The 20,830-nt window shown below is 70.5% G+C and carries 12 protein-coding genes; 5 read left to right on the forward strand and 7 right to left on the reverse strand.

Annotation, left to right across the window (positions count from 1 at the left end; genetic code table 11):
• Window positions 1-21: 21 nt before the first annotated feature.
• The 3 genes from CFB49_RS05890 to CFB49_RS05900 are packed head-to-tail and all read right to left on the reverse strand — an operon-like array spanning window position 22 to window position 3,530.
• A complete protein-coding gene (locus tag CFB49_RS05890) occupies window positions 22-795 on the reverse strand; it encodes an ABC transporter ATP-binding protein (protein WP_069617043.1) in 774 nt (257 codons plus the stop codon).
• Window positions 796-799: 4 nt separating this feature from the next.
• Window positions 800-2,497, reverse strand: a complete 1,698-nt coding sequence (locus tag CFB49_RS05895) for an ABC transporter permease (protein ID WP_089490879.1) — start codon at window positions 2,495-2,497, stop codon at window positions 800-802.
• A complete protein-coding gene (locus tag CFB49_RS05900; RefSeq protein WP_069617045.1) occupies window positions 2,487-3,530 on the reverse strand; it encodes a Fe(3+) ABC transporter substrate-binding protein in 1,044 nt (347 codons plus the stop codon). The genes CFB49_RS05895 and CFB49_RS05900 overlap by 11 nt, the downstream gene beginning before the upstream one ends.
• 242 nt (window positions 3,531-3,772) lie before the next feature.
• Between CFB49_RS05900 and CFB49_RS05905 the strand changes: the two genes are divergently transcribed.
• A complete protein-coding gene (locus CFB49_RS05905; protein ID WP_006476417.1) occupies window positions 3,773-3,934 on the forward strand; it encodes a hypothetical protein in 162 nt (53 codons plus the stop codon).
• 128 nt (window positions 3,935-4,062) lie between these two features.
• On the opposite strand, the gene CFB49_RS05910 is transcribed toward CFB49_RS05905, so the two are convergent.
• Together CFB49_RS05910 and CFB49_RS05915 are read right to left on the reverse strand one after the other, a co-directional pair.
• On the reverse strand, window positions 4,063-5,430 hold the full coding sequence (locus CFB49_RS05910) for an amino acid permease (RefSeq protein ID WP_089490880.1): 1,368 nt from the start codon (window positions 5,428-5,430) through the stop codon (window positions 4,063-4,065).
• A gap of 295 nt (window positions 5,431-5,725) precedes the next feature.
• Window positions 5,726-8,017 (reverse strand): FUSC family protein, encoded by a 2,292-nt coding sequence (locus tag CFB49_RS05915; protein WP_089434773.1) that lies wholly within the window; start codon window positions 8,015-8,017, stop codon window positions 5,726-5,728.
• A gap of 181 nt (window positions 8,018-8,198) precedes the next feature.
• Here CFB49_RS05915 and recC point away from each other — a divergent pair, with 181 nt between their 5' ends.
• The 4 genes from recC to arfB are packed head-to-tail and all read left to right on the forward strand — an operon-like array spanning window position 8,199 to window position 17,954.
• Window positions 8,199-11,537, forward strand: a complete 3,339-nt coding sequence (gene recC / locus CFB49_RS05920) for an exodeoxyribonuclease V subunit gamma (RefSeq protein ID WP_089490881.1) — start codon at window positions 8,199-8,201, stop codon at window positions 11,535-11,537.
• Window positions 11,534-15,238 carry an exodeoxyribonuclease V subunit beta gene (recB, locus tag CFB49_RS05925; RefSeq protein WP_089490882.1) on the forward strand — a complete coding sequence of 1,235 codons (3,705 nt, stop codon included), beginning with the start codon at window positions 11,534-11,536 and terminating at the stop codon, window positions 15,236-15,238. Before recC ends, recB begins: the two co-directional genes overlap by 4 nt.
• On the forward strand, window positions 15,235-17,553 hold the full coding sequence (locus CFB49_RS05930; protein ID WP_089490883.1) for an AAA family ATPase: 2,319 nt from the start codon (window positions 15,235-15,237) through the stop codon (window positions 17,551-17,553). Before recB ends, CFB49_RS05930 begins: the two co-directional genes overlap by 4 nt.
• Window positions 17,550-17,954 (forward strand): alternative ribosome rescue aminoacyl-tRNA hydrolase ArfB, encoded by a 405-nt coding sequence (gene arfB, locus CFB49_RS05935; protein ID WP_069617051.1) that lies wholly within the window; start codon window positions 17,550-17,552, stop codon window positions 17,952-17,954. Before CFB49_RS05930 ends, arfB begins: the two co-directional genes overlap by 4 nt.
• Before the next feature lie 55 nt (window positions 17,955-18,009).
• Here arfB and CFB49_RS05940 read toward each other — a convergent pair whose 3' ends face one another.
• On the reverse strand, window positions 18,010-19,290 hold the full coding sequence (locus CFB49_RS05940; RefSeq protein WP_069617052.1) for a sensor domain-containing phosphodiesterase: 1,281 nt from the start codon (window positions 19,288-19,290) through the stop codon (window positions 18,010-18,012).
• A gap of 520 nt (window positions 19,291-19,810) precedes the next feature.
• Window positions 19,811-20,737, reverse strand: coding sequence for a DMT family transporter (locus CFB49_RS05950; RefSeq protein WP_089490884.1), 927 nt, complete (start codon window positions 20,735-20,737; stop codon window positions 19,811-19,813).
• Between the last annotated feature and the right edge of the window lie 93 nt (window positions 20,738-20,830).

The raw sequence follows: 20,830 nt of genomic DNA on the forward strand, positions 1-20,830 counted from the left end.
TCGCGCCCCGGTGGCGCGATGTCAGCGGCCGCGCGCCAGTGCGCGCGCGCGTTCGTCGGCCAGCGCGTCGCGGCGCACGAACTCCGCGACGAACGGGCTGGCCGGATGATGATGCAGCGCGTACGGCGTATCCCATTGCGCGAGTTCGCCGTCCTTCATCACGCCGATCCGGTCGGCGATCGCGAACGCTTCCGCCTGGTTATGCGTGACGAGGATCGCGGTGTGGCCCGTGTGCTTCAGGATGTCGCGCAGCTCGAACGCGAGCCGCTCGCGCGTATCGACGTCGAGATTCGAGAACGGCTCGTCGAGCAGCAGCAATTCCGGCGACGGCGCGAGTGCGCGTGCGAGCGCGATGCGCTGCTGCTGGCCGCCCGACAGTTCGTGCGGATAGGCATCGCCGGCGTCGGCGAGGCCGACGAGGTCGAGCATCTCCGCGACGCGCAGGCGCCGTTCGGCCTTCGGCATGCGCCGCAGGCCGAACGCGACGTTGTCGGCCGCGCTCAGGTGCGGGAACAGTGCGTAATCCTGGAACATCATGCCGATGCGCCGCCGCTCGGGCGGCACGTCGAGCGACGGCGCCGCGACCGGCGTGCCGTCCAGCACGATACGCCCCATGCGCACCGGTTCGAAGCCGGCGATCGCGCGCAGCACGGTGGTCTTGCCGCAGCCGGACGCGCCGAGGAGGCAGCCGATGTCGCCGCGCGGCAGCGCGAGGCTCAGGCCGTCGACCACGGTGCGGCGGCCGTGCGGCGTGTCGTAGGCGACGCAGAGGTCGTCGAGTTCGAGCAGGTTCACGGTGTCAGGCTCCGATCTTGTGGCGGGTGCGGGCGAGCAGGATCACGGGCACGAGCCCGGCCAGCACGATCGCGAGCGCGGCGACCGCGCCTTCTTCATAGGTGCCGCGCGCGGCTTCCGCATACAGCCAGGTCGCGAGCGTGTCGAAGTTCAACGGGCGCAGCAGCAGCGTGGCCGGCAACTCCTTCATTGCGTCGACGAACACGAGCAGCGCGCTCGTCGTGAGCGCGGGCCGCAACAGCGGCAGGTGGACGCGGCGCAGCGTGCCGCCGGCCGTCTCGCCGAGCGAGCGCGCGGCCTGCTCGAGCGACGGCGGAATGCGCGCGAGGCCGGCCTCGATGCCGCCGGTCGGGATCGCGAGAAAGCGCACGGTATAGGCGATCGCGAGCGCGGTGGCCGAGCCCATCAGCAGCAGACCGTCGCGGCCGAGCGCCGCGCCGAACAGCCGGTCGGCCGCCGAGAACGGAATCAGCAGGCCGATTGCGAGCACGGTGCCCGGCACCGCGTAGCCGAGGCTCGCGATCCGCGCGCACAGCCGGGCAGGGCCCGCACGGGCGCTGTCGCGCTGCGCGCGTGCGGCCCACGCGACGACGAGCCCGCACGCGAGCGTCGCGGCGGTGGCGGCGGTCGCGATCGTCAGCGTATTCGCGAGCCCCGTCATCAGTTGCGCGGACACGCCGCCGACGAGGTGCAGCCGCTTGGCCGTTTCGACCGCGAGATACGCGGCCGGCGCGCCGAAGCCGAGCGCGACGGGCAGCCAGCCGAGCATCGCGGCGCCCAGCGCGGCCGAGCCGGTCAGGCGGCGCGGCGCGATCGGCCGCATGCGCCGGCCGTGCGCGTAGCGCTGGCGGCGGCGCCCGTAGCGTTCGAGCGCGATCATGCCGACGACGATCGCGAGCATCGCGAGTGCGATCTGCGCGGCGCCGGCGAGATCGGAGCGCGTGATCCACGTCGTATAGACGGACACGGTCAGCGTCTGCACGCCGAGGAACTCCGACGCGCCGATATCGTTCAGCGTTTCGAGCAGCGCGAGGCTCACGCCGACCGCGATCGCCGGCCGGGCGAGCGGCACGACGACGCGCCAGAACGTCGCGACGCGACCGGCGCCGAGCGTGCGCGCGGCTTCGAGCAGGCTCGCGGATTGCGTGACGAACATCGCGCGCGTGCTCAGATAGACGTACGGATACAGCACGAAGCCGAGGACGAAGATCGCGCCGGGCAGCGAGCGCAGGTCGGGCAGACGGAACTGGCGCGGGCTGTCGAAGCCGAGCAGCCAGCGGATCGCGCCCTGCACGGGGCCGATCGGATGCAGCAGGTCGAGATACGCGAACGCGACGATGTAGGTGGGAACCGCGAGCGGCAGCAGCAGCGTCCAGGTCAGGATCCGCCGGCCGGGAAAATCGTACGCGGTGACGAGCCATGCGTAGCCGGTGCCGACGATCGACACGATCGTGCCGACCCCGGCGAGCAGCAGCAGCGTATTGACGAGCGCCTGCGGCAGCACGAACTCGGCGAGATGTCGCCAGTGCGCGAGATCGGCGTCGAACGCGGCGGCCACGAGCACCGCGAGCGGCGCCGCGACCGCCGCGGCGATCGTCAGCGCCGCCAGCAGCCACAGGCTGCCCGCGGGCAGCCGCACGCGCGGTCGCGGGCCGCGCGGCTCGCGGCAGGCGCGGGCCGCAGGCGATGCGTCAGTTGTCAAAGCCGACCTTGTCGACCAGCTGGCTCGCCTGCTTGCGATGCTTCGCGATATCCGCCAGCGGCAGCGGGTCGACCTTCAGCGTGCCGAAGCTCGCGATCACCGGGTCGAGCTTTACGTTCGCGCGCACCGGATATTCGTAGTTCGCCTGCGCATACAGCGCCTGTGCTTCCGGCGACACCAGGTATTCGAGCAGTTTCACCGCATTGGCCTTGTGCGGCGCGTGCTTCGCCACCGTCGCGCCGCTGATGTTCACGTGCGTGCCGCCGCTCTTCGCATTCGCGAACGTCGGGCGCACGACCTTGATCGCGTCGCCCCATTTGCGCGCATCGCTACCGGCTTCGGCATTCTTCATGTGGCCGACGTAGTAGGCGTTCGCGAGGCCGACGTCGCAGATGCCGCCGAGGATGTCGCGCGCGACGTCGCGGTCGCCGCCCGTCGCCTTGCGCGCGAGGTTCGCCTTCACGCCGCGCAGCCATGTCTCGGTCGCGGCCTCGCCGTCGTGCGCGATCATCGCCGCGACGAGCGCCGTGTTGTACGGATGCTGGCCCGACCGGATGCAGACCTTGCCCTTCCATTTCGGATCGGCGAGATCCTCGTAGCGGAACGCATCGACCTTCAGGTCCTTTTCGACGTACAGCACGCGGTCGCGCAGCGACAGCGCATACCAGTCGCCGTTCGTGCCGCGCAGGTTCGCGGGAATCGCGTCGTCGAGCGCCTTCGAGCGCACCGGTTGCGTGACGCCGCCGTCGACGAGGTCGAGCAGGTTGCCGACGTCGACTGTCATCAGCACGTCGGCCGGCGACTGCGCGCCTTCCGCTTTCACGCGCTCGAGCAGGCCGTCCTTCACGAACACCGTGTTGACCTTGACGCCGCTCTGCTTCGTGAACGCGTCGATGAGCGGCTGGATCAGCTTCGGCTCGCGGGTGGTGTACAGGCTCACTTCCTCGGCCGCCTGGGCAAGCGGCGCGAAGGCGGCCGCGGTCAGGGCGAGGGCGCCGGCGAGCGGCAGCAGGCGGGTGCGCGGATTCGACATGGAGACTCCGGTGCGGCAGGTGGACGAGGGAGCGTTCCGCGGCGCGCCTGCCGCCCGCGCGACCCGGAACATTACAAATTGAAAGACGCTGGATTCTAAATCGAAATGGGAATGATTAACAAACGAAAGCTTGCGGAAAGCAGGGAGAGGCCGGGCGCGGAGACCGGCGAACGGGGCGGCGCAGCGCGGGCGCAAGCGCGTAGAATGCCCGCTTCGACGAATTTGACGGAGCGGCACCGACCATGAACGATCAGCGCAAGAAGAACCCTGTCCGCAACGTGAGCATCCTGATCGTCGTGGCCGTGCTGCTCGTGATCGGGACGATCCTGTACAACGCGATTTCGCAGAAGCACGCGTACGACGAGGCCCATCCGGCCGAGGCCGCGAGCGCGGCGTCGCACTGACGCGCCGGTGCGCGGCCCGGTCGGGTCGCGCGCGGGGCATGCGAACGGAGTCGATCCGCGGTTTCCGGCGCGGCGCGCGCCGCGCGGAACCTGGACAGCAGAAGGCGCGCCGGCAGGTCGGCCGTGCGTCAACGTGACGCAGCGGCGAATGTCGGGCGGACCCGTGCGTAGAACACCGCCGCGAGCAGCGCGAGCCACGCCGCGCCGACGTAGAGCGCGACGCGCGTATCGTCGAACCAGCCGAGCATCACGATCACGAAGCCCATGAACGCGATCGTCAGCGCCGGCGCGACCGGCCACAGCGGCACCTTGAACTTCAGTGCGGCGACTTCGGCGCTCGACAGGCGCCGGCGCATCGCCACCTGCGACAGCAGGATCATCAGCCAGACCCACACGGTCGCGAACGTCGCGATCGCGGCGACCACCAGGAACACGTCCTTCGGCATCAGGTAGTTGAGCAGCACGCCGACCAGCAGCGCGCCGGCCATCACGAACACCGTGACCCACGGCACGCCGTGCCGCGACGTCGTCATCAGCACGCGCGGCGCCTGGCCCTGCCGCGCCATCCCGAACATCATCCGGCCCGCGCCGAAAATGTCGCTGTTGATCGCCGAGATCGCCGCGCTGATCACGACGAGATTCAGGATTGTCGCGGCCGACTTCACGCCGAGCGCCGAGAAGATCTGCACGAACGGGCTGCCGTCGCGGCCGACGCCCGTCCACGGGCTGATCGACATCAGCACGACCATCGTCAGCACGTAGAACAGCAGGATGCGCGCGGGCACCGCGTTGATCGCGCGCGGAATCACGCGCTCCGGATCCTTCGCCTCGCCGGCGCTCATCCCGATCACCTCGATCCCGCCGTACGCGAAGATCACGACCGACAGCGACGCGATCAGCCCGCCGACGCCGTTCGGGAAGAAGCCGCCATGGTTCCACAGGTTCGCGAACGTCGGCACGTCGGCCGAATGGCCGAAGTGCATGCCGGTCAGCAGGATCGCGACGCCGCCGCCGATCATCGCGACGATCGCGCCGACCTTGATGATCGACAGCCAGAATTCGAGCTCGCCGAACACCTTCACGTGGCATAGATTCAGCCCGCAGATGATCGCGACGACGCCGAGCACCCAGATCCATTGCGGCACGTCCGGAAACCAGAAGCCCATGTAGATGCCGAATGCGGTGATGTCGGCGATCGCGACGATCACCATTTCGAGCGTGTAGGTCCAGCCGGTGACGAAGCCCGCGAAGGGCCCGAGGTTCTCGGTCGCATAGTGGCCGAACGAGCCGGCGACGGGTTCGCGCACGGCCATCTCGCCGAGCGCACGCATCACCATGTAGACGGCCGCGCCGCCAAGGATGTACGCGAGGATCACGGCCGGGCCCGCGAGCTGGATCGCGGACGCCGAACCGTAGAACAGGCCCGTGCCGATCGCCGAGCCCAGCGCGAGAAAGCGGATGTGCCGCGCGCTCAGATGGCGCTGCAAGTTTTTCATCGAGTCTCCGATATCGTTATGCGACGAACCTGGCGAGCGGCGCCGGTTCGACTGCGTCAAGTTGTATATACAACTTGAATGTGAACGAATGATAACAAGCCGGACCCGGTGACCGGAATCGGGTATTCCCTGACCGGCGTGGCGAGCGGAACGGGGCGTGGGGCGGTCGCGCGCGGCAGGCGCGGGCCGCGCGGAGCGCGGTGGGGCATGCTTCCGGGGAATCGTTTTTGAACCGGAGCGCGCCGGTGGCCGGGACGCGTCGCGCGGGCCGGCCTGGCGGCGCGGATGTTCGCGGTCAGGCGGGCAGGCGGATCACGCTCGCGTCCTTGCGGATCAGCTGCGACGACGCGAGCATCTGCTTGCACTGGTGCGCGAGCACCTTCAGGTCGTGCGTGAGCTCGGCGCCGACCGCATCGGATTTTTCCGCGGATACGACCATCGCATCGAGATCGCGCGTGATCTGCTTCGACGCTTCGAGCTGGTCGGCAGGCGGCGGCTCGCCGGCCTCGGCCTTTTCGAGATTGTCGAGCACGGCGGCGAGGCCGCGCTGCAGCGCGTCGTCGTGAACGAGACCGCCATCGGCCGCGCATGCGCTGCGGATCAGCGGCGCGGCAGCGGTGATCTGCGCGCCGAGCACATGCGTCTGCACGAGCAGGTCGTTCAGTTCGGGCACGAAGCGCTGGTGCGCCTTCGGCTCGATCATCATCCGCTGGAACGCCTGCCCGAGGTTCGCGAACGCGATGTGCACGTCCTTGCGGGCGAGGCGGTAGCGGTAGTCGTCGTCGAGGCTGGCGGCCGGGGACTCGATCGCGGCCGCGACGCCCGCGACGACGGCCGCGCCGTCGGCGGCCGGCACCGGCGGCGGCGACATGCCGCGCCCCGCGCGCCACACGGCCTCGAAATACTTGCGGGTGGACGTCAGCATGTCGGTGACGAGCTTGCCCATCAGCCGGTATTCCCAGTACGGGAACAGCCGGCTCGCGGCGATCGCGATCATGCAGCCGACCACCGTGTCGATCGCGCGCTCGCCGATGATCCGCATGCTGCCCGGCGCGAGCAGGTGGAACATCAGCAGCACGTACGACGACGTGAACACGACGCTCGCCGCATAGTTGAACAGCAGCAGGCTGTAGCTCATCACCATCGATCCGAACATGATCGCGATCAGCAGGTGCGTATCCTTGACCGTGTAGATCAGCGCGACGCTCGCCGCGCAGCCGATCAGCGTACCGACGATACGCGCCGCATTGCGCTGCTTGGTCAGCGAATAGCCGGGCTTCAGGATGATGATGGTGGTCATCACGATCCAGTATGCGTTCGTGAGCGGCAGCAGCCGGCCGATCCAGAAACCGACCGCGACGGCGATCGTCACGCGCAGCGCATGGCGAAAACTCGGCGAGCGCATGTTCAGGTTCGAGAAGATCAGCAGCGGCGACATGCGGCGGCGCTGCAGGAAGCGCGTGAGCGCCTTGTCGATCTTCAGTTCGGTTTGCTGCGGATCGGCATGGCCCGACAGGTTGCGGCGCATCCGGTCGATCAGGCGCGTCGCGCTCCAGATGCGCCGGAACGTCGCGAGCACGGCCGCATAGGCTTCCGCGTGGGTGGCCGCGAAGTTCTTCTTGCGCATCAGCTCGATCTCGTACTCGATCGCGCGCAGCTCGGCCTTCACGCTGATGTGCGAATGCGGCGCGCGGTTTTCGAGCACCGCGAGGCCGACCTCCTCGAGATCGGCGGCGGCCTTGCGGATCAGGTCGCGATAGAAAATGATCAGGTCCGAGCCGCCGAACGTGTTGCGCACGAGCGGGTAATCGGTGTGCGCGCCGACGAACAGCTCGTGCAGGTCGACGCTGTTGATGAACAGGTTGTACATCGTCGTGCGGCCGGGATCGAGCTTGCCGCGCCGCAGCTTCGGCAGGTTGCGCAGCACGATGTCGCGCGCGGTTTCCTGCGTTTCGACCGCGGTGATCTGCCGCGCGACGAGATTGCGGTAGCACTCGTCGAGATCGGCGTCGAGATCGTAGAACTGCGCGCGCGCGAGCAGGTAGTCGGCACAGGCGAACAGGCTTTCGGCGAGCGCCTGCTGCTCGATCCGGCGCGCCTGCCATTGCGACACGAGCGTGGCCCAGTACGTGTACCAGAGGCCGCCCGCGAGAATCCAGCCGGCGTTGACGAACGCCTCCAGCGGCGTGAATTTCTCCTCGAGCGTCATCACCATCATGAACAGCGTCGCGAAGCTGATCTGCGGCCAGCGGTTGCCGTAGACGACGATCAGCGACAGCACGAACGTGAGCGGCACGATCGTGAGCCACAGCGCGAAGATGTTCGGTGTCGCGAGGCCGGTCGCGAGCGCGGCGAGGAAGCCGATCACGCTGCACGCGAGCATTTCGTTGTGCTTGTACTTGAGCGGGCCCGGCATGTCGACGACGCACGCGCCGAGCGCGCCCGTCGAGATCGTGAAGCCGAGCTCCCGGTTGTGAAACACGATCAGGCACAACACGGCCGGCAGCGACACGCCGACCGCGATCCGCAGGCCGCCGAAAAAGTACTGGCTGTAGAAAAACTTTCTGATTTCGACCGAGTAGCGCATCGATGAGCTGAATGACAGACGAAGACGCCCGGGGCGGCGTATTGACTGGCGACGAGTCTATCGTATTTCGCGGCTCGCAAAAGCTGGCTTTCCGGCCGAGGTTCGCGGGGGCGGCCCATTTGCTATCCTTGGTGATCCTGTTCGCCCGGCCCCGCCGGTGCAAGGTTCCGACGCCTGCTTCATGCTCCATCTTTTCTATTCGAACCGTCACGAAACGCTGGCCGACGCGCTGCTCGAGGATCTGGCCGCGTTCCCGGCCCGCAACGGCCCGTGGGCGCCGCAACAGGTCATCGTGCCGAGCGCGGCGCTGCGCCGCCGCCTCGAGCTCGACATCGCCGCGCGCAATGGCGTGTGCGCGAACGTCGAGTTCACCTATCTCGCGCAGTGGCTGTGGGCGCAGATCGGCCGCGTGCTGACGGTGCCCGCGCGTTCGCCGTTCGCGCCCGACCGGCTCGTGTGGCGCTGCTACCGGCTGTTCGCGCAACCGGCAGGCGACGCGCCGTGGCTCGCGTCGCCGCGGCTGGCCGCGTACCTGTCGGCCTCCGACGACGCGATGCGCTACGAACTGGCCCATCGCGTCGCGGCCGTGCTCGATCACTACCTGACCTATCGCCCCGAATGGCTGGGCGCGTGGCAGGCCGGCGAATCGGTGCTCGCGGGCGACGGCGCGCCGCGCGGGATCAGCGACGCCGCGCGCGACGACGAACGCTGGCAGGCCGCGCTGTGGCGTGCGCTGCTGGCCGAGCTCAGCGACAGCGGTACGCCGCCGGCGCACCGTTTCCTCGTCGAGGCGCGCCATCTCGATGCCGATGCGGTCGCACGCGCCGACTGGCCCGAATCGGTCAGCGTGTTCGCGCTGCCGACGATGCCGCCGCTGCACGTCGCGCTGCTGCGCGAACTGTCGCGCTGGATCGACGTGCGCGTCTACGCGCTGAACCCGTGCCGCGAATTCTGGTTCGACATCGTGACCGCCGCGCACGCCGAGGCGCTCGATGCGGCCGGCCGGCGCGACTACCAGGAAGTCGGCCATCCGCTGCTCGCCGAATGGGGCAGGCAGACGCAGGCGCAATTGCACATGCTGCATGAGCTGACCGAAAGCGCCGCGTCGGGCGATGCGTCGCGTTTCGTCGAGAATCCCGCGCCCACCTGGCTCGCGCGCGTGCAGAACGCGATCCTCGACCTGCGGCCGGAAGCCGAAATCGGCGACACGCCGGTCGAGCGCGGAATCGAGGTGCATGTGTGCCACAGCCTCGCGCGCCAGCTCGAGGTGCTGCACGACCGGCTGCTCGCGTGGTTCGACGCCGATGCGAGCCTGCAGCCGTCCGACGTGCTCGTCGCGGTGGCCGATCTTGCCGCGGCCGGGCCGCTGATCGACGCGGTGTTCGGCACGGCCGGCGCCGGCGGCGCGCGGGTGCCTTACCGGATCACCGGCCTGCCGCCGTCGCAGGCGAACCCGGTCGCGCGCGTGCTGCTCGACTGGCTCGCGTTGCCGGAGCGGCAGGTCGGCGCGCCGGAGCTGGTCGAATGGCTGCGCGTGGATGCGGTGGCCGCGCGCTACGACATCGACGCAGCCGCGCTCGAAACGGTGCAGACCTGGCTCGCGGCCGCCGGCGCGCGGCGCGGGCTGTCGCCGCTCGCCAGCGACGACGCGGCCGTGCCCGCGCCGCGCCATACGTTCTCCGATGCGCTCGCGCGGCTCTTTCTCGGCTATGCGATGCCCGAAGGCGCGGCGCCGATCGGCGCGTGGCTGCCGATCGAGGCGGCCACCGGCAGCGAGGCCGAGTTGCTCGGCCGGCTCGCACGCTTCACCGACGATCTCGACGGCTTCGCGCGGCGGCTCGCGGAGCCGCACACACCGCGCGGCTGGAGCGAACTCTTTGCCGACACGCTCGCGCGCTTCTTCGATTCGGGCGCCGCGTATGCCGACGCGCTGGCCGGCGTGCGCGACGCGCTCGACGCGATGCTGGCCGCGATGACGGAGGGCGCGCCCGACGAGGCGTTGCCGGCGGCCGTCGTCCGCGCGGGGCTCGCGGCGGCGCTCGACGATCCGGCCCGCGGCGGCGTGCCGTGGGGCGGCGTCACGTTCTCGTCGCTGACGAGCTTGCGCGGGCTGCCGTATCGCGTCGTCTGCCTGCTCGGGATGGACGACGGCGTGCTGCCGAGCCTCGCGCGCGCGGACGAATTCGACCTGATGGCCGTGCTGCCGAAGCTGGGCGACCGGCAGCGCCGCGACGACGAGCGCAATCTGTTTCTCGATTTGCTGCTGGCCGCACGCGACCGGTTGCTGATCGCCTATACGGGCCGCAGCATCCGCGACAATGCGCCGTTGCCGCCCGCGGCGCTCGTCGACGAACTGCTCGATCATCTGGCGGACGTCACGGCCGGGCCCGGCGCCGCACCGGACGCGGTCGACGCCGCGCGCCGCGCGTTCATCGTCGAGCATCCGCTGCAGCCGTTCGCGGCCGCGTACTTCCAGCCCGGCAGCGGCCTCGTTTCGTACGACGCCGAGCGGGCGACGCTCGCGTCGCTGCTGGCTGCCGAAGCGTCGCGCGACGGGCCGCGCGAGCAGCCGTTCTTCGCGCAGCCGCTGCCGGCCGAGCCGGTCGAGCCCGTCGCGTTCAGCGAATTCGAACGCTTCTGGCGGCATCCGGCGCGTGCGCTGCTGCGCGGCCGGCTCGGCATCGTGCTGGCCGACGCGCAGGCCGAACTGCTCGATACCGAGCCGTTCGCGCTGGACTTTGCCGGCAGCGACGCGCTTGCCGAGCGCGTGCTGCCGCTCCTGATCGAAGCGGGCGACGGCAGCGTGCACGATCACGCGCTGCGCATCGCGGACGCGAGCCCCGAACTGCCCGGCGGCGCGACGGGCGCGGTGTGGCGCGACCAGGCGCTCGGTTCGATGACGCAGCTTGCGTCGAACGTGCGCCGTGCACTGGCCGACGGCATCGAGCGGCGGCCGTTCTCGCTCACCGTCGTGCCGAAGTGGCCCGACACCGAGCAGGCGCTGTTCGGCGCCGACGACGCGATACTGTCGGCCGACGCGGTGAGCGCGCCGCTCGAATTGCACGGCACGCTGAACCGGCTGACGCCGGCCGGGCAGGTCATCTACCGGTATGCGCGGCCTAGCGCGCGCGACTACCTGTCCGCGTGGCTCGCACATCTCGTCTACTGCGCGATCGAGCCCGCGGGGCCGCGCCGCACGCTGTGGTTCGGCAGCGGCGGCGCGTTCGAGCTGACGCCCGTGGCGGCGCCGCTCGAACGGCTCGCGCCGCTGGCCGCGCTGTTTCGCGCGGGGCGACGCATGCCGCTGCGGTTTTTCCCGCGCAGTGCATGGGCGAGGGTGTCCGACGGCGAGGCGAAGGCCGCGACCGTGTGGATCAACGAGCGCGTCGTGAGCGAAGCCGACGATCCGGCCATCGCGATCGCGTGGCGCGGTGCGCATCCGTCGCTCGACGAGCCGTTCGGCACGCTCGCGCGGCTCGTGTTCGAACCGCTCGTCGAGCATCTGAAGGAGGTCGCATGAGTGCCGTGTCGCAGCAGGCGCTCGAACTCGACGTGTTCGCGTGCCCGCTCGATGGCGTCAACCAGATCGAGGCGTCGGCCGGCACCGGCAAGACCTGGAACATCTGCGCGCTGTACGTGCGCCTGCTGCTCGAAAAGGATCTCGGCGCGGACGAAATCCTCGTCGTGACCTTCACGAAAGCGGCGACGGCCGAGCTGCACGAGCGGATTCGCAGCCGGCTCGCGCAGCTTGCACACGCGCTCGACACGGGCGACGACGGCGGCGATCCGTTCATCGCGCGTCTGCTGGAGACCACGCTCGGCGAAGACGGCGCGCTCGATCCCGAGACGGCCGTGAAGCGGATCCGCCGTGCGTTGCGCGCGTTCGACCAGGCCGCGATCCATACGATCCACGCGTTCTGCCAGCGCGCACTGCAGGAAGCGCCGTTCGCGGCGGCGATGCCGTTCGCGTTCGACATGGAGGCCGACGATGCGTCGCTGCGCTTCGAACTCGCGGCGGATTTCTGGCGCACGCGCGTCGAGCCGGCGGCCGCGCGCTGGCCGGGCTTCGCGACCTGGCTCGTCGAATCGGGCGCCGGCCCGGCCGCGCTCGATGCGCAGCTCGCACGCCGGCTGAAGAAGCCGCTCGCCGCGCTGCGCTGGGACGGCGTGACCGAGCCGGACGAATCGGCCGAAGCGGCGGCCGCCGAATGCTTCGCCGAGGCGGCGCGGATATGGGCGGCCGAGCGCGACGCGATCGATGCGTTGCTGCGCGCCGCGCAGCCCGCGCTCAATCAACGCTCGCACAAGCCCGACGCGGTCGCCGATGCGCTCGCCGCGTGGGCCGTGCATTTCGAGCAGGGCGACGCGACGGCCGCGCTGCCGAAAGCCGCGCTGAAGCTCACGCAAACCGCGCTGACGAAGGCGACGAAAAAAGGCGGTGCGACGCCCGCACACGCGTTCTTCGACGTGGCCGACGCGCTCGAGGCGGCCGTGGCCGCCGCCGAGGCCGCGCAGCGCGCGCGCTGGCTCGCGCTGATCGCCGAATGGCTCGACATGGCGCCGGGCGAACTGGCCGAGCGCAAGCGCACGCGGCGCGTCGTGTCGTTCGACGATTTGCTCGCGAACCTGTATCACGCGCTGCACGCGCATTCGTGGCTCGCCGAGACGCTGCGCGCACGTTATCCGGCCGCGTTGATCGACGAGTTCCAGGATACCGATCCGCTGCAGTTCGCGATCTTCGACCGGATCTTCGCACCGGGCGGCCCGCTGTTCCTCGTCGGCGATCCGAAACAGGCGATCTACAGTTTCCGTGCGGCCGATCTGCACACCTATCTCGCGGCGCGCGCACGGGCGAGCGCGTGCTACACGCTCGCGGTCAACCAGCGCTCGACGCCCGCGATCGTCGACGCATGCAACCGTTTCTTCATGTCGAATCCGCGCGCGTTCGTGCTCGACGGGCTCGACTATTACGCGGTGCGCGCCGGCACACGCGTGCGTGCGCCGTTCGTCGACGAAACCGATCCGGCTCCGGCCGGCGATTTCCGCGTGTGGGCGCTGCCGGGCGGCGAGGGCACGCTGCTCAAGCGCGATGCGCAAGCGCAGGCTGCGCAAGCCTGCGCGGCCGAGATCGCGCGGCTGATGCGCGGCGCGCGTGACGGGCGCGTGCGGCTGGGCGACACGCCGTTGTCGCCGGGCGACATCGCGGTGCTCGTGCAGACGCACCGGCAGGGCAGCCTCGTGAAGCGCGTGCTCGCGACGTGGGGCATCGGCAGCGTCGAGCTGGCGCAGGCGTCGGTGTTCTCGACCGGCGACGCCGAGCAGCTCGAGCGCGTGCTGGCGGCGATCGATGCGCCGGGCGACCTGCGGCGTCTGCGCGCGGCGCTCGCGTCCGACTGGTTCGGGCTCGATGCCGGCGCGCTGTGGCGCATGGAGCAGGGTGACGGCGATGCGCCATCCAGCGCGTCGGCGGCCGACAGCGCCGACGCGATGAGCTGGGTCGAACGCTTCTCGCGGTATCGGCTGCTGTGGCGCGAACGCGGCTTCGCGGTGATGTGGCGCACGTTCACGCGCGAGCTGCGGATTGCCGAACGGCTGATGGCCGGTGCCGACGGCGAGCGACGCGTGACCGACGTCAACCATCTGGCCGAGTTGACGCAGGCGCGTGCATCCGCGCAGCCGGGCATCGCGCCCACGCTGCGCTGGCTCGCCGCGCAACGGCTCGATGGCGGTGGCGAGGAAGCGCAACTGCGGCTCGAATCCGATCGCAACCTCGTGCAGATCGTCACGGTGCACAAGTCGAAGGGGCTCGAATACGCGGTCGTGTTCTGCCCGTTCCTGAACGACGGCGGGCTGCGCGAGCCGCCGTCGTCCGCGCTGCCCGATGCGCGCGAGTATCACGACGACGCGGGCGATGCGGTGCTGCATTACGGATGCGACGACGAAGCGGCCGCGCACGCGGCGCGGCAGGCGCTGCGCGAGCAGGCCGCGGAGCGCGCGCGGCTGGTCTACGTGGCGCTCACGCGCGCGGTCTATCGCTGCTATGTCGTGGCCGGGCCCTACCTGTCGTCGCGCTCGACGCGCGAAGCGCGGCGTAGCGTGCTCAACTGGCTCGTCGCGGGCGCCGGCCATGCGTTCGATGCGTGGCTCGACGAGCCACCCGACGAAGCTGCGCTCGATGCGGCGTGGCGCGCGCTTGCGGGCGGCCCCGTGAGCGTCGCGCCGCTGCCGGTGCCTGCGCGCCGCGAGCGTCTCGCGGCCGGGCACGACGCGTCGCAGACGCTCGCGGCGCGCCATGCGACGCGCGTGCTGCGCGATGCTTGGCGAATGGCGAGCTTCAGCTCGCTGACCGCGTCGATGGCGCGCGAAGAGGCGGGGGTCGCGGCCGTGCCCGACGACGAACTGCGGCCCGATCACGATGCGCTGGTCGCGGTGACGCCGGACGGTGAACCGATGCCGGCCGATACGGTCGCGGCCGACCCGCCGGACGACGACATCCTCGCGTTCCCGCGCGGCGCGGCGGCCGGCGAATGTCTGCACCGCCTGTTCGAGCTCAGCCGGTTCACGGAGCCCGAATCGTGGCACAAGGCCGCGCTCGGCGCGCTGCATGACCGGCCGGTGGAGGCCGAGCCGGCGCTTGCGACGCGTCTGCCGGCGATGATGGCGCGGCTTGTCGACGACGTCGTGCACACCGAACTCGTGCCGGGCATGCGGCTCGCCGATCTCGATCCGGCGAAGCGGCTCGACGAAATGGGCTTCCTGTTCCCGGCGCCGTCGCTCGACCTGCTGGCGCTGCGCCGGCTGCTGGTCGCGCACGGCTATCCGGACGTTGCACTGGAGGCGGGTACGCTCGCCGGTTTCATCAAGGGTTTCATCGACATGATCGTCGAACACGACGGCCGTTTCTGGATCGTCGACTGGAAGTCGAACCACCTCGGCACGACGCCGGATGCCTATGGCCCGCGCGCGCTCGACGTCACGATGGCCGATCACGCGTATCACCTTCAGGCGCTGCTCTATACGGTCGCGCTGCATCGTTACCTGCGCGGCCGGCTGCCCGATTACGACTACGACACGCACATCGCGGGCTACCTGTACCTGTTCGTGCGCGGCGTGCGGCCCGGCTGGCGCAGCGGCGGCGAGCCGGCCGGCGTGCATGCGCGGCGGCCCGCCCGCGCGCTCGTCGACGCGCTCGACCGGATGATGGAAGGGGGGCGCGCATGACCGCGTCCGACGACATGCTCGAATTCACCGGCGGTCTCGTCGCGCGGCTGCCCGAGCCGGCCGACTTCGGCATCGCGCTCGCGGAAGGCTTCGCGCGCCGCATTGGCGACCTCGCGCGGCGTGCCGGTGCGCCGTCCGCGTCGGCGCGCTGGGCGGCGCGCGCCGCGTTCGCGACGAGCCGCGCGACCGCCGGTGGGCACGTGTGCGTCGCGCTCGCCGCGCTCGCGCAGCGTTACGAAGCGCCGCTCGACGACGTCCGCGCCGCGCTCGCCGCGAGCGGCGTGGTCGCGTTCGGCACGCTCGCTCGCGGCGACGAGCGGCCGCTGATCGTCGATCGGCTCGATCACCTGTACCTGTCGCGCTATTTCGATTACGAACGGCGGCTCGCCGATGCGCTCGTCGCGCAGGCCGGCGTCGCCGCGCCGGACGAAGGCCTGTCGCCCGAGCGCTTGCGCGACAGTCTCGCCCGTTACTTCGGGCCGGCTACCGGCGAAGTCGACTGGCAGCGCGTCGCGGCGATCGTTGCGCTGACGGGCCGCGTGACGATCGTCAGCGGCGGGCCGGGCACGGGCAAGACGACGACCGTCGTCGGCGTGCTGGCCTGTCTGCTCGACGCGCACCCGGGGCTGCGCATCGCGCTGGCCGCACCGACCGGCAAGGCCGCGCAGCGGATGCAGGAGGCGCTGCACGCGCGCGCCGGCGATCTGCCGCCCGAGCTCGCGGCGCGCCTGCCCGACACGTCGTATACGCTGCATCGGCTGCTGGGCAGCGGCGGGGCGGCCGGCTTCCGGCATCATCGCGACAATCCGCTGCCGTACGACCTGATCGTCGTCGACGAGGCGTCGATGATCGACGTCGCGCTCGCCGCGCATCTGCTCGACGCGCTTGCGCCGGGTGCGCGGCTCGTGTTGCTCGGCGACAAGGATCAACTGGCCGCGGTCGAGGCCGGCGCCGTGTTCGCGGAGCTGAGCGCGCGGCCGGCGTTCACCGTCGCGGCACGCACGCGCATCGCGCAGGCGCTGGGCGTCGACGAGGCGGCATTCGTCGCGGCGTTGCCGGTGCCGGACGAAGCTGCGCCGCCGGCAGCGGTTCCAGCCGGGCCTCCGGTTCCTGCGTCCGCAGGTGCTCCGGCGTCGCCATCGGCGTCTGCTCACGTTTCGCGCAAATCGTCGCGTCGGTCGAAAGTCGATGCGCGACAGGCGTCGCTCTTCGACGACGAACCGCAGGATGACGAAGTGTCGCCGGCCGACATCGACATCGCGCCGCCGCAGCCCACGGAGTCCGCACTGGCCGATGATGCTGGCGCACCAGACGGCAATGCGCCCGCCTGGATCGAGGCCGACGAACTCGCATGGCTCGACACCGTCGAGCTGCCGCCGTTCGATGCAGGCGACGCGGCGCTTGCATCGGCGACGGCGGCCGCATCGCCATTGACCGGCGAAGCCGTCGCCGCGTTCGCCGGCACGCCCGCTCCGGCGCCGCTCGCGGACTGCGTCGTGTGGCTCGAACGCAATTACCGCTTCGGTCTCGATTCGCCGATCGGGCGGCTGTCGCTCGCGATCCGTCGCGGCGACGTGCAGGCGGCGCTCGATGCGCTGCCCGCCGACGAGTCGGCCGCCGCGTCGTTTCACGAGGATGCGGGCGACACGCTGGCGTCGTCGACGGTCGAGCGGCTCGCACGGCGCTTCGGCGCCTACCTCGACGCGTTGCGCGACGCGCTGGCCGCGCCGGTGCCCGATCCGCTGCCGCTGTTCGACGCGCTCAACCGGTTCCGGATCCTGTGCGCGACCCGCAGCGGTTCGCGCGGCGCGGAACACGTCAACGCGCTGGTGGCCGCGCACGTGCGGCATGCGGCGCGCGTGCCGCTCGCGGTCGGCGCGCACTGGTTCACCGGGCGGCCGATCATGGTCACGCGCAACGACTATGCGCTGGGGCTGTTCAACGGCGACATCGGCATCGCGCTGCCCGACGCGCACGGCGTGCTGCGCGTGTGGTTCCGGCGCGCGGACGGCACCGCGCGCGCGGTGTCCCCGGCCGCGCTGCCGCCGCACGAAACGGCGTTCGCGCTGACGGTGCACAAGTCGCAGGGCTCGGAATTCGACGAAGCGGCGCTCGTGTTGCCCGCATCGTTCGGTCGGGTGCTGACGCGCGAGCTTGTTTATACGGCCGTCACGCGCGCGCGCACGCGCGTGCAGGTGATCGGGCCGCGGCGTGTGCTGGCGCAGGCGGTCGCGACGCGCACGCAGCGCGATTCGGGGCTCGCGGCCCGCGTCGACGAGGCGCTTGCGCGGCACCGCATGGAGGCTTCGCGATGATGATCCGTTACACGCTCGATCCGGCCGAGGTCGAATGGACGGCCGTGCGCGCGCAGGGCGCGGGCGGGCAGAACGTGAACAAGGTGTCGAGCGCGATTCATCTGCGCTTCGACATCCGCGCGTCGTCGCTGCCGCCGGTCCTCAAGGAGCGGCTTCTCGCGCTGTCCGACCAGCGCATCACGCGCGAAGGCATCGTCGTGATCAAGTCGCAGGAATATCGGACGCAGGAGAAGAATCGCGAGGCCGCGCTCGCTCGGCTCGATGCGCTGATCGGCAGCGTCGCGTACACGCCGCGCGCCCGGGTCGCGACGCGGCCGACGCGCGCGTCGAAGGAGCGGCGGCTCGAGCACAAGTCGCGCCGCAGCGTGGTGAAGTCAGGGCGCGGGAAGGTGGTCGACTGACGAACGAAGGGTCGGTGCCTGTCGCAGGCGAGCGAACGTCCGCCGTGCGCGCCGGCTATCGCATCACGGTTCCCGCGCTGTCGAGCACGAAGTCGACGCAGAACACGACGAGCCGGCTCTGCGCGCGGATCGCGACGGCAGCCGTATAGCAGTCGCGGCCTTCCGTCAGCGAGAAGTGCGGGCCCATCAGCGCGACGCGGCCGGGGGCGGCGATCGCGCGCTGGAAATACGGGCGGCGCGACCAGTTGCTGTGGGTCTCGGGGAATAGCGGGGCGAGACGGGTGACGCTCGCCTGGCTGTCGTCGGGCGGTGCGCCGATCGACGGCAGGAACTGTTCGCCGGTCTCGTCCGTGACGAACACGCGACGCGCGGCCGGCACCGTGAATACGCGTTGCGCGGCGTCCTGCAGGTTGCCGCTCGCCGAAAACGCGGCCGCGCCGCCGAGCACGAGCCGTTCGATCGCGTCGAAGCCCGGCTGCTCGGCGGCCACCGGCGTGTGCCGGCGGGCGATGAAGCGCCGCCATGCGGCGTCGAGCATCGCGGGCGCCGCCGCGCTCGCGTGCGCGATCGATGCGTCGGGCTGGCCGAACTGGAAACCCTGCACGAAATCGATGTCGGCTTCCATCAGCGCCTGCAGTGCGTCGTCGCTTTCGACGCCTTCGGCCAGCACCATCGCGCCGGCCTGGTGGAGCATCGACACGAGGTGATGCATGATGCGGCGATCGTCGGCCGAGCCGGTCGAACGCTCGACGAGCGAGCGGTCGAGCTTCACGATGTCGGGCCGCGCCCGCCACACGCGGTCGAAGTTCGAGAAGCCGGTGCCGAAATCGTCGATCGCGATCAGGAAATCGCGATGCTGGATCATGTCGATCGTGCGGGCGAGCGCGGCTTCGTCGCGCGCCGGCTGTTCGATCACTTCCAGCACGATGCGGTTTGGCGGCAGTGCGAAATGCCGGCACAGCGCCTCGACGAACTCGCGCTGCACGAGGCCCGTGTCGAGCACGCGCGGCGTCACGTTCAGGAACAGCCAGCCGTCGCCGATGCCTTGCGTGACGAAGTTGGCGGTGTGCAGGCAGCGCGCGAGCCGGTCGAGCAGCAGTGCGTCGGCGTCGCCGCGCGTCTTGTCGAACAGGGCGGTGGGCGACACCAGCGCACCGTTCGCATCGACGACGCGCAGCAGCGCCTCGTAGCCGACGACGCGCTTGTGCGTGATCGACAGCACGGGCTGGAACACGCTGCGCAATGTCGTGGTGCGATAGGTGGCGAGCCAGCCGTGGGGTGTCGGCGTGAGGCGTTCGAGCAGGGCGTCGAGCGACAGGTCGCGAGCGGGCTTCATGTCAACGGTGCCCGGAAGCGGGCGGCGGGGCGCCGACGCCCCGCCACGCCGATGCAGCCGCATGCGCAGGCGGACGCGAAAGAACGTAGGGCATCGAAACGCCTTCTGCGGATGAGTTTTCCGAGTGTAACGGGATTGCCGCGGCGCGCGTATCAGGGTAACTCCAGACGCAAACGGTACACCGCGATTCCGCCCGTACGCGGCGGCGCGGCGACGGGCGCCGCGTGCATGCGTCCGGTGCATGACCGTCGCGAAACGAAGCGCTTGACGGCGACAGATGACGATCCCGCGGCAGCGCGGCGGTACGACCGTGCGTTGCTGCCGCGCGATGCGCGGCCCGATACGGGACATTCCGGTGGCCGGCTGCCGCCGTCAGACGAATGAGACGAATGCCCGCGTGCCGCGGTGCGATCGGGGGCGGGCCGGCCAACCCGCGTCGCGTCGTCACCGGCATCGCCGCGCGGCGGCCACGGGCCACGGGCGACCGGCGGCGGTTCGTGCGCGCCCGGCGCGCCGATCGTCAGGTCGCCTCGCCGCCGCGCGGTCGGACGCCGGGAATCCGCTTGATCACGCCGGTTGCGAGCGCGGTGCCGACGAGCACGATCACGCAGCCTTCGATCATCACGGCCGACACGTGTTCGCCGAGGAACAGCGCGCCCCACAGCAGCCCGAACACGGGGATCACGAACGTGACGGTAATCGCGCGGGCGGGCCCGACATGCGCGATCAGGTAGAAGAAGATGAAATACGCGATGCCGGTGCACGCGACGCCGAGCGCGAGCACCGCGCCCCAGGCGTGCACGCCGACCGGCGCGGCCGGCCACGTCGCGATCGCGAACGGCACCAGCAGCACGGTCGAGCCGATCATGCTGCCGGCCGCGTTGACGAGCGGATCGACGCCGCTGAGCTTGCGTTTCGTATAGTTGGCCGCGATGCCGTACAGCAGCGTCGCGCCGAGTGCGGCCGCCGCGGCGAGCGCGGTCGCGCCGGCGCCCGTGTCGCCGTGCGCGTTCGCGACCTGGTCCCACACGAGCGTGAGCACGCCGGCAAACCCGATGACGAGGCCGAGTGCGCGCGGCAGCGACAGCTTGTCCTTCAGCCACAGGTAAGCGACGAGCGCGCCCCACAGCGGCGTCGTCGCGTTGATCACGGACGTCACGCCGGCCGACAGCGTCAGCTCGGCGAATGCGAACAGGCAGAACGGGATGCCCGAATTCAGCGCGCCGACGACGAACAGCGGCCACGCATGACGGCGCAGCCGGGCGCCGAGATCGGCGGGTTTGAAGCGCGTCAGCGCGAAGCCCGCGAGAAACAGCGCGCCGATGCCCACGCGCAGCGCCATCAGCGGCGCGACCCCGAAATCGACGACGCCGACTCGGATGAACAAGAAGGATGCGCCCCACAGGGCGGCGAGTACGGTCAGCAGGAAAGCGTTCTTGGGTGACATCGATCGGCGAGGGCGGGGACGGGATGCGAGGAATCTTACACCGCGTTACCGCCCCGTCGTTTCATGATCGGATGAAACGACAAGAAACGGGAA

The organism is Burkholderia sp. AU17457 (genome assembly GCF_002223255.1).
Lineage (GTDB): Bacteria > Pseudomonadota > Gammaproteobacteria > Burkholderiales > Burkholderiaceae > Burkholderia > Burkholderia sola.

Excerpts from the sequence above, each read along its gene's own strand:
- CFB49_RS05900 (WP_069617045.1), bottom strand. The coding sequence starts at position 3,530 with ATGTCGAATCCGCGCACCCGCCTGCTGCCGCTCGCCGGCGCCCTCGCC.
- CFB49_RS05905 (WP_006476417.1), top strand. The coding sequence starts at position 3,773 with ATGAACGATCAGCGCAAGAAGAACCCTGTCCGCAACGTGAGCATCCTG.
- CFB49_RS05910 (WP_089490880.1), bottom strand. The coding sequence starts at position 5,430 with ATGAAAAACTTGCAGCGCCATCTGAGCGCGCGGCACATCCGCTTTCTC.
- CFB49_RS05915 (WP_089434773.1), bottom strand. The coding sequence starts at position 8,017 with ATGCGCTACTCGGTCGAAATCAGAAAGTTTTTCTACAGCCAGTACTTT.
- recC (WP_089490881.1), top strand. The coding sequence starts at position 8,199 with ATGCTCCATCTTTTCTATTCGAACCGTCACGAAACGCTGGCCGACGCG.
- recB (WP_089490882.1), top strand. The coding sequence starts at position 11,534 with ATGAGTGCCGTGTCGCAGCAGGCGCTCGAACTCGACGTGTTCGCGTGC.
- CFB49_RS05930 (WP_089490883.1), top strand. The coding sequence starts at position 15,235 with ATGACCGCGTCCGACGACATGCTCGAATTCACCGGCGGTCTCGTCGCG.
- arfB (WP_069617051.1), top strand. The coding sequence starts at position 17,550 with ATGATGATCCGTTACACGCTCGATCCGGCCGAGGTCGAATGGACGGCC.
- CFB49_RS05940 (WP_069617052.1), bottom strand. The coding sequence starts at position 19,290 with ATGAAGCCCGCTCGCGACCTGTCGCTCGACGCCCTGCTCGAACGCCTC.
- CFB49_RS05950 (WP_089490884.1), bottom strand. The coding sequence starts at position 20,737 with ATGTCACCCAAGAACGCTTTCCTGCTGACCGTACTCGCCGCCCTGTGG.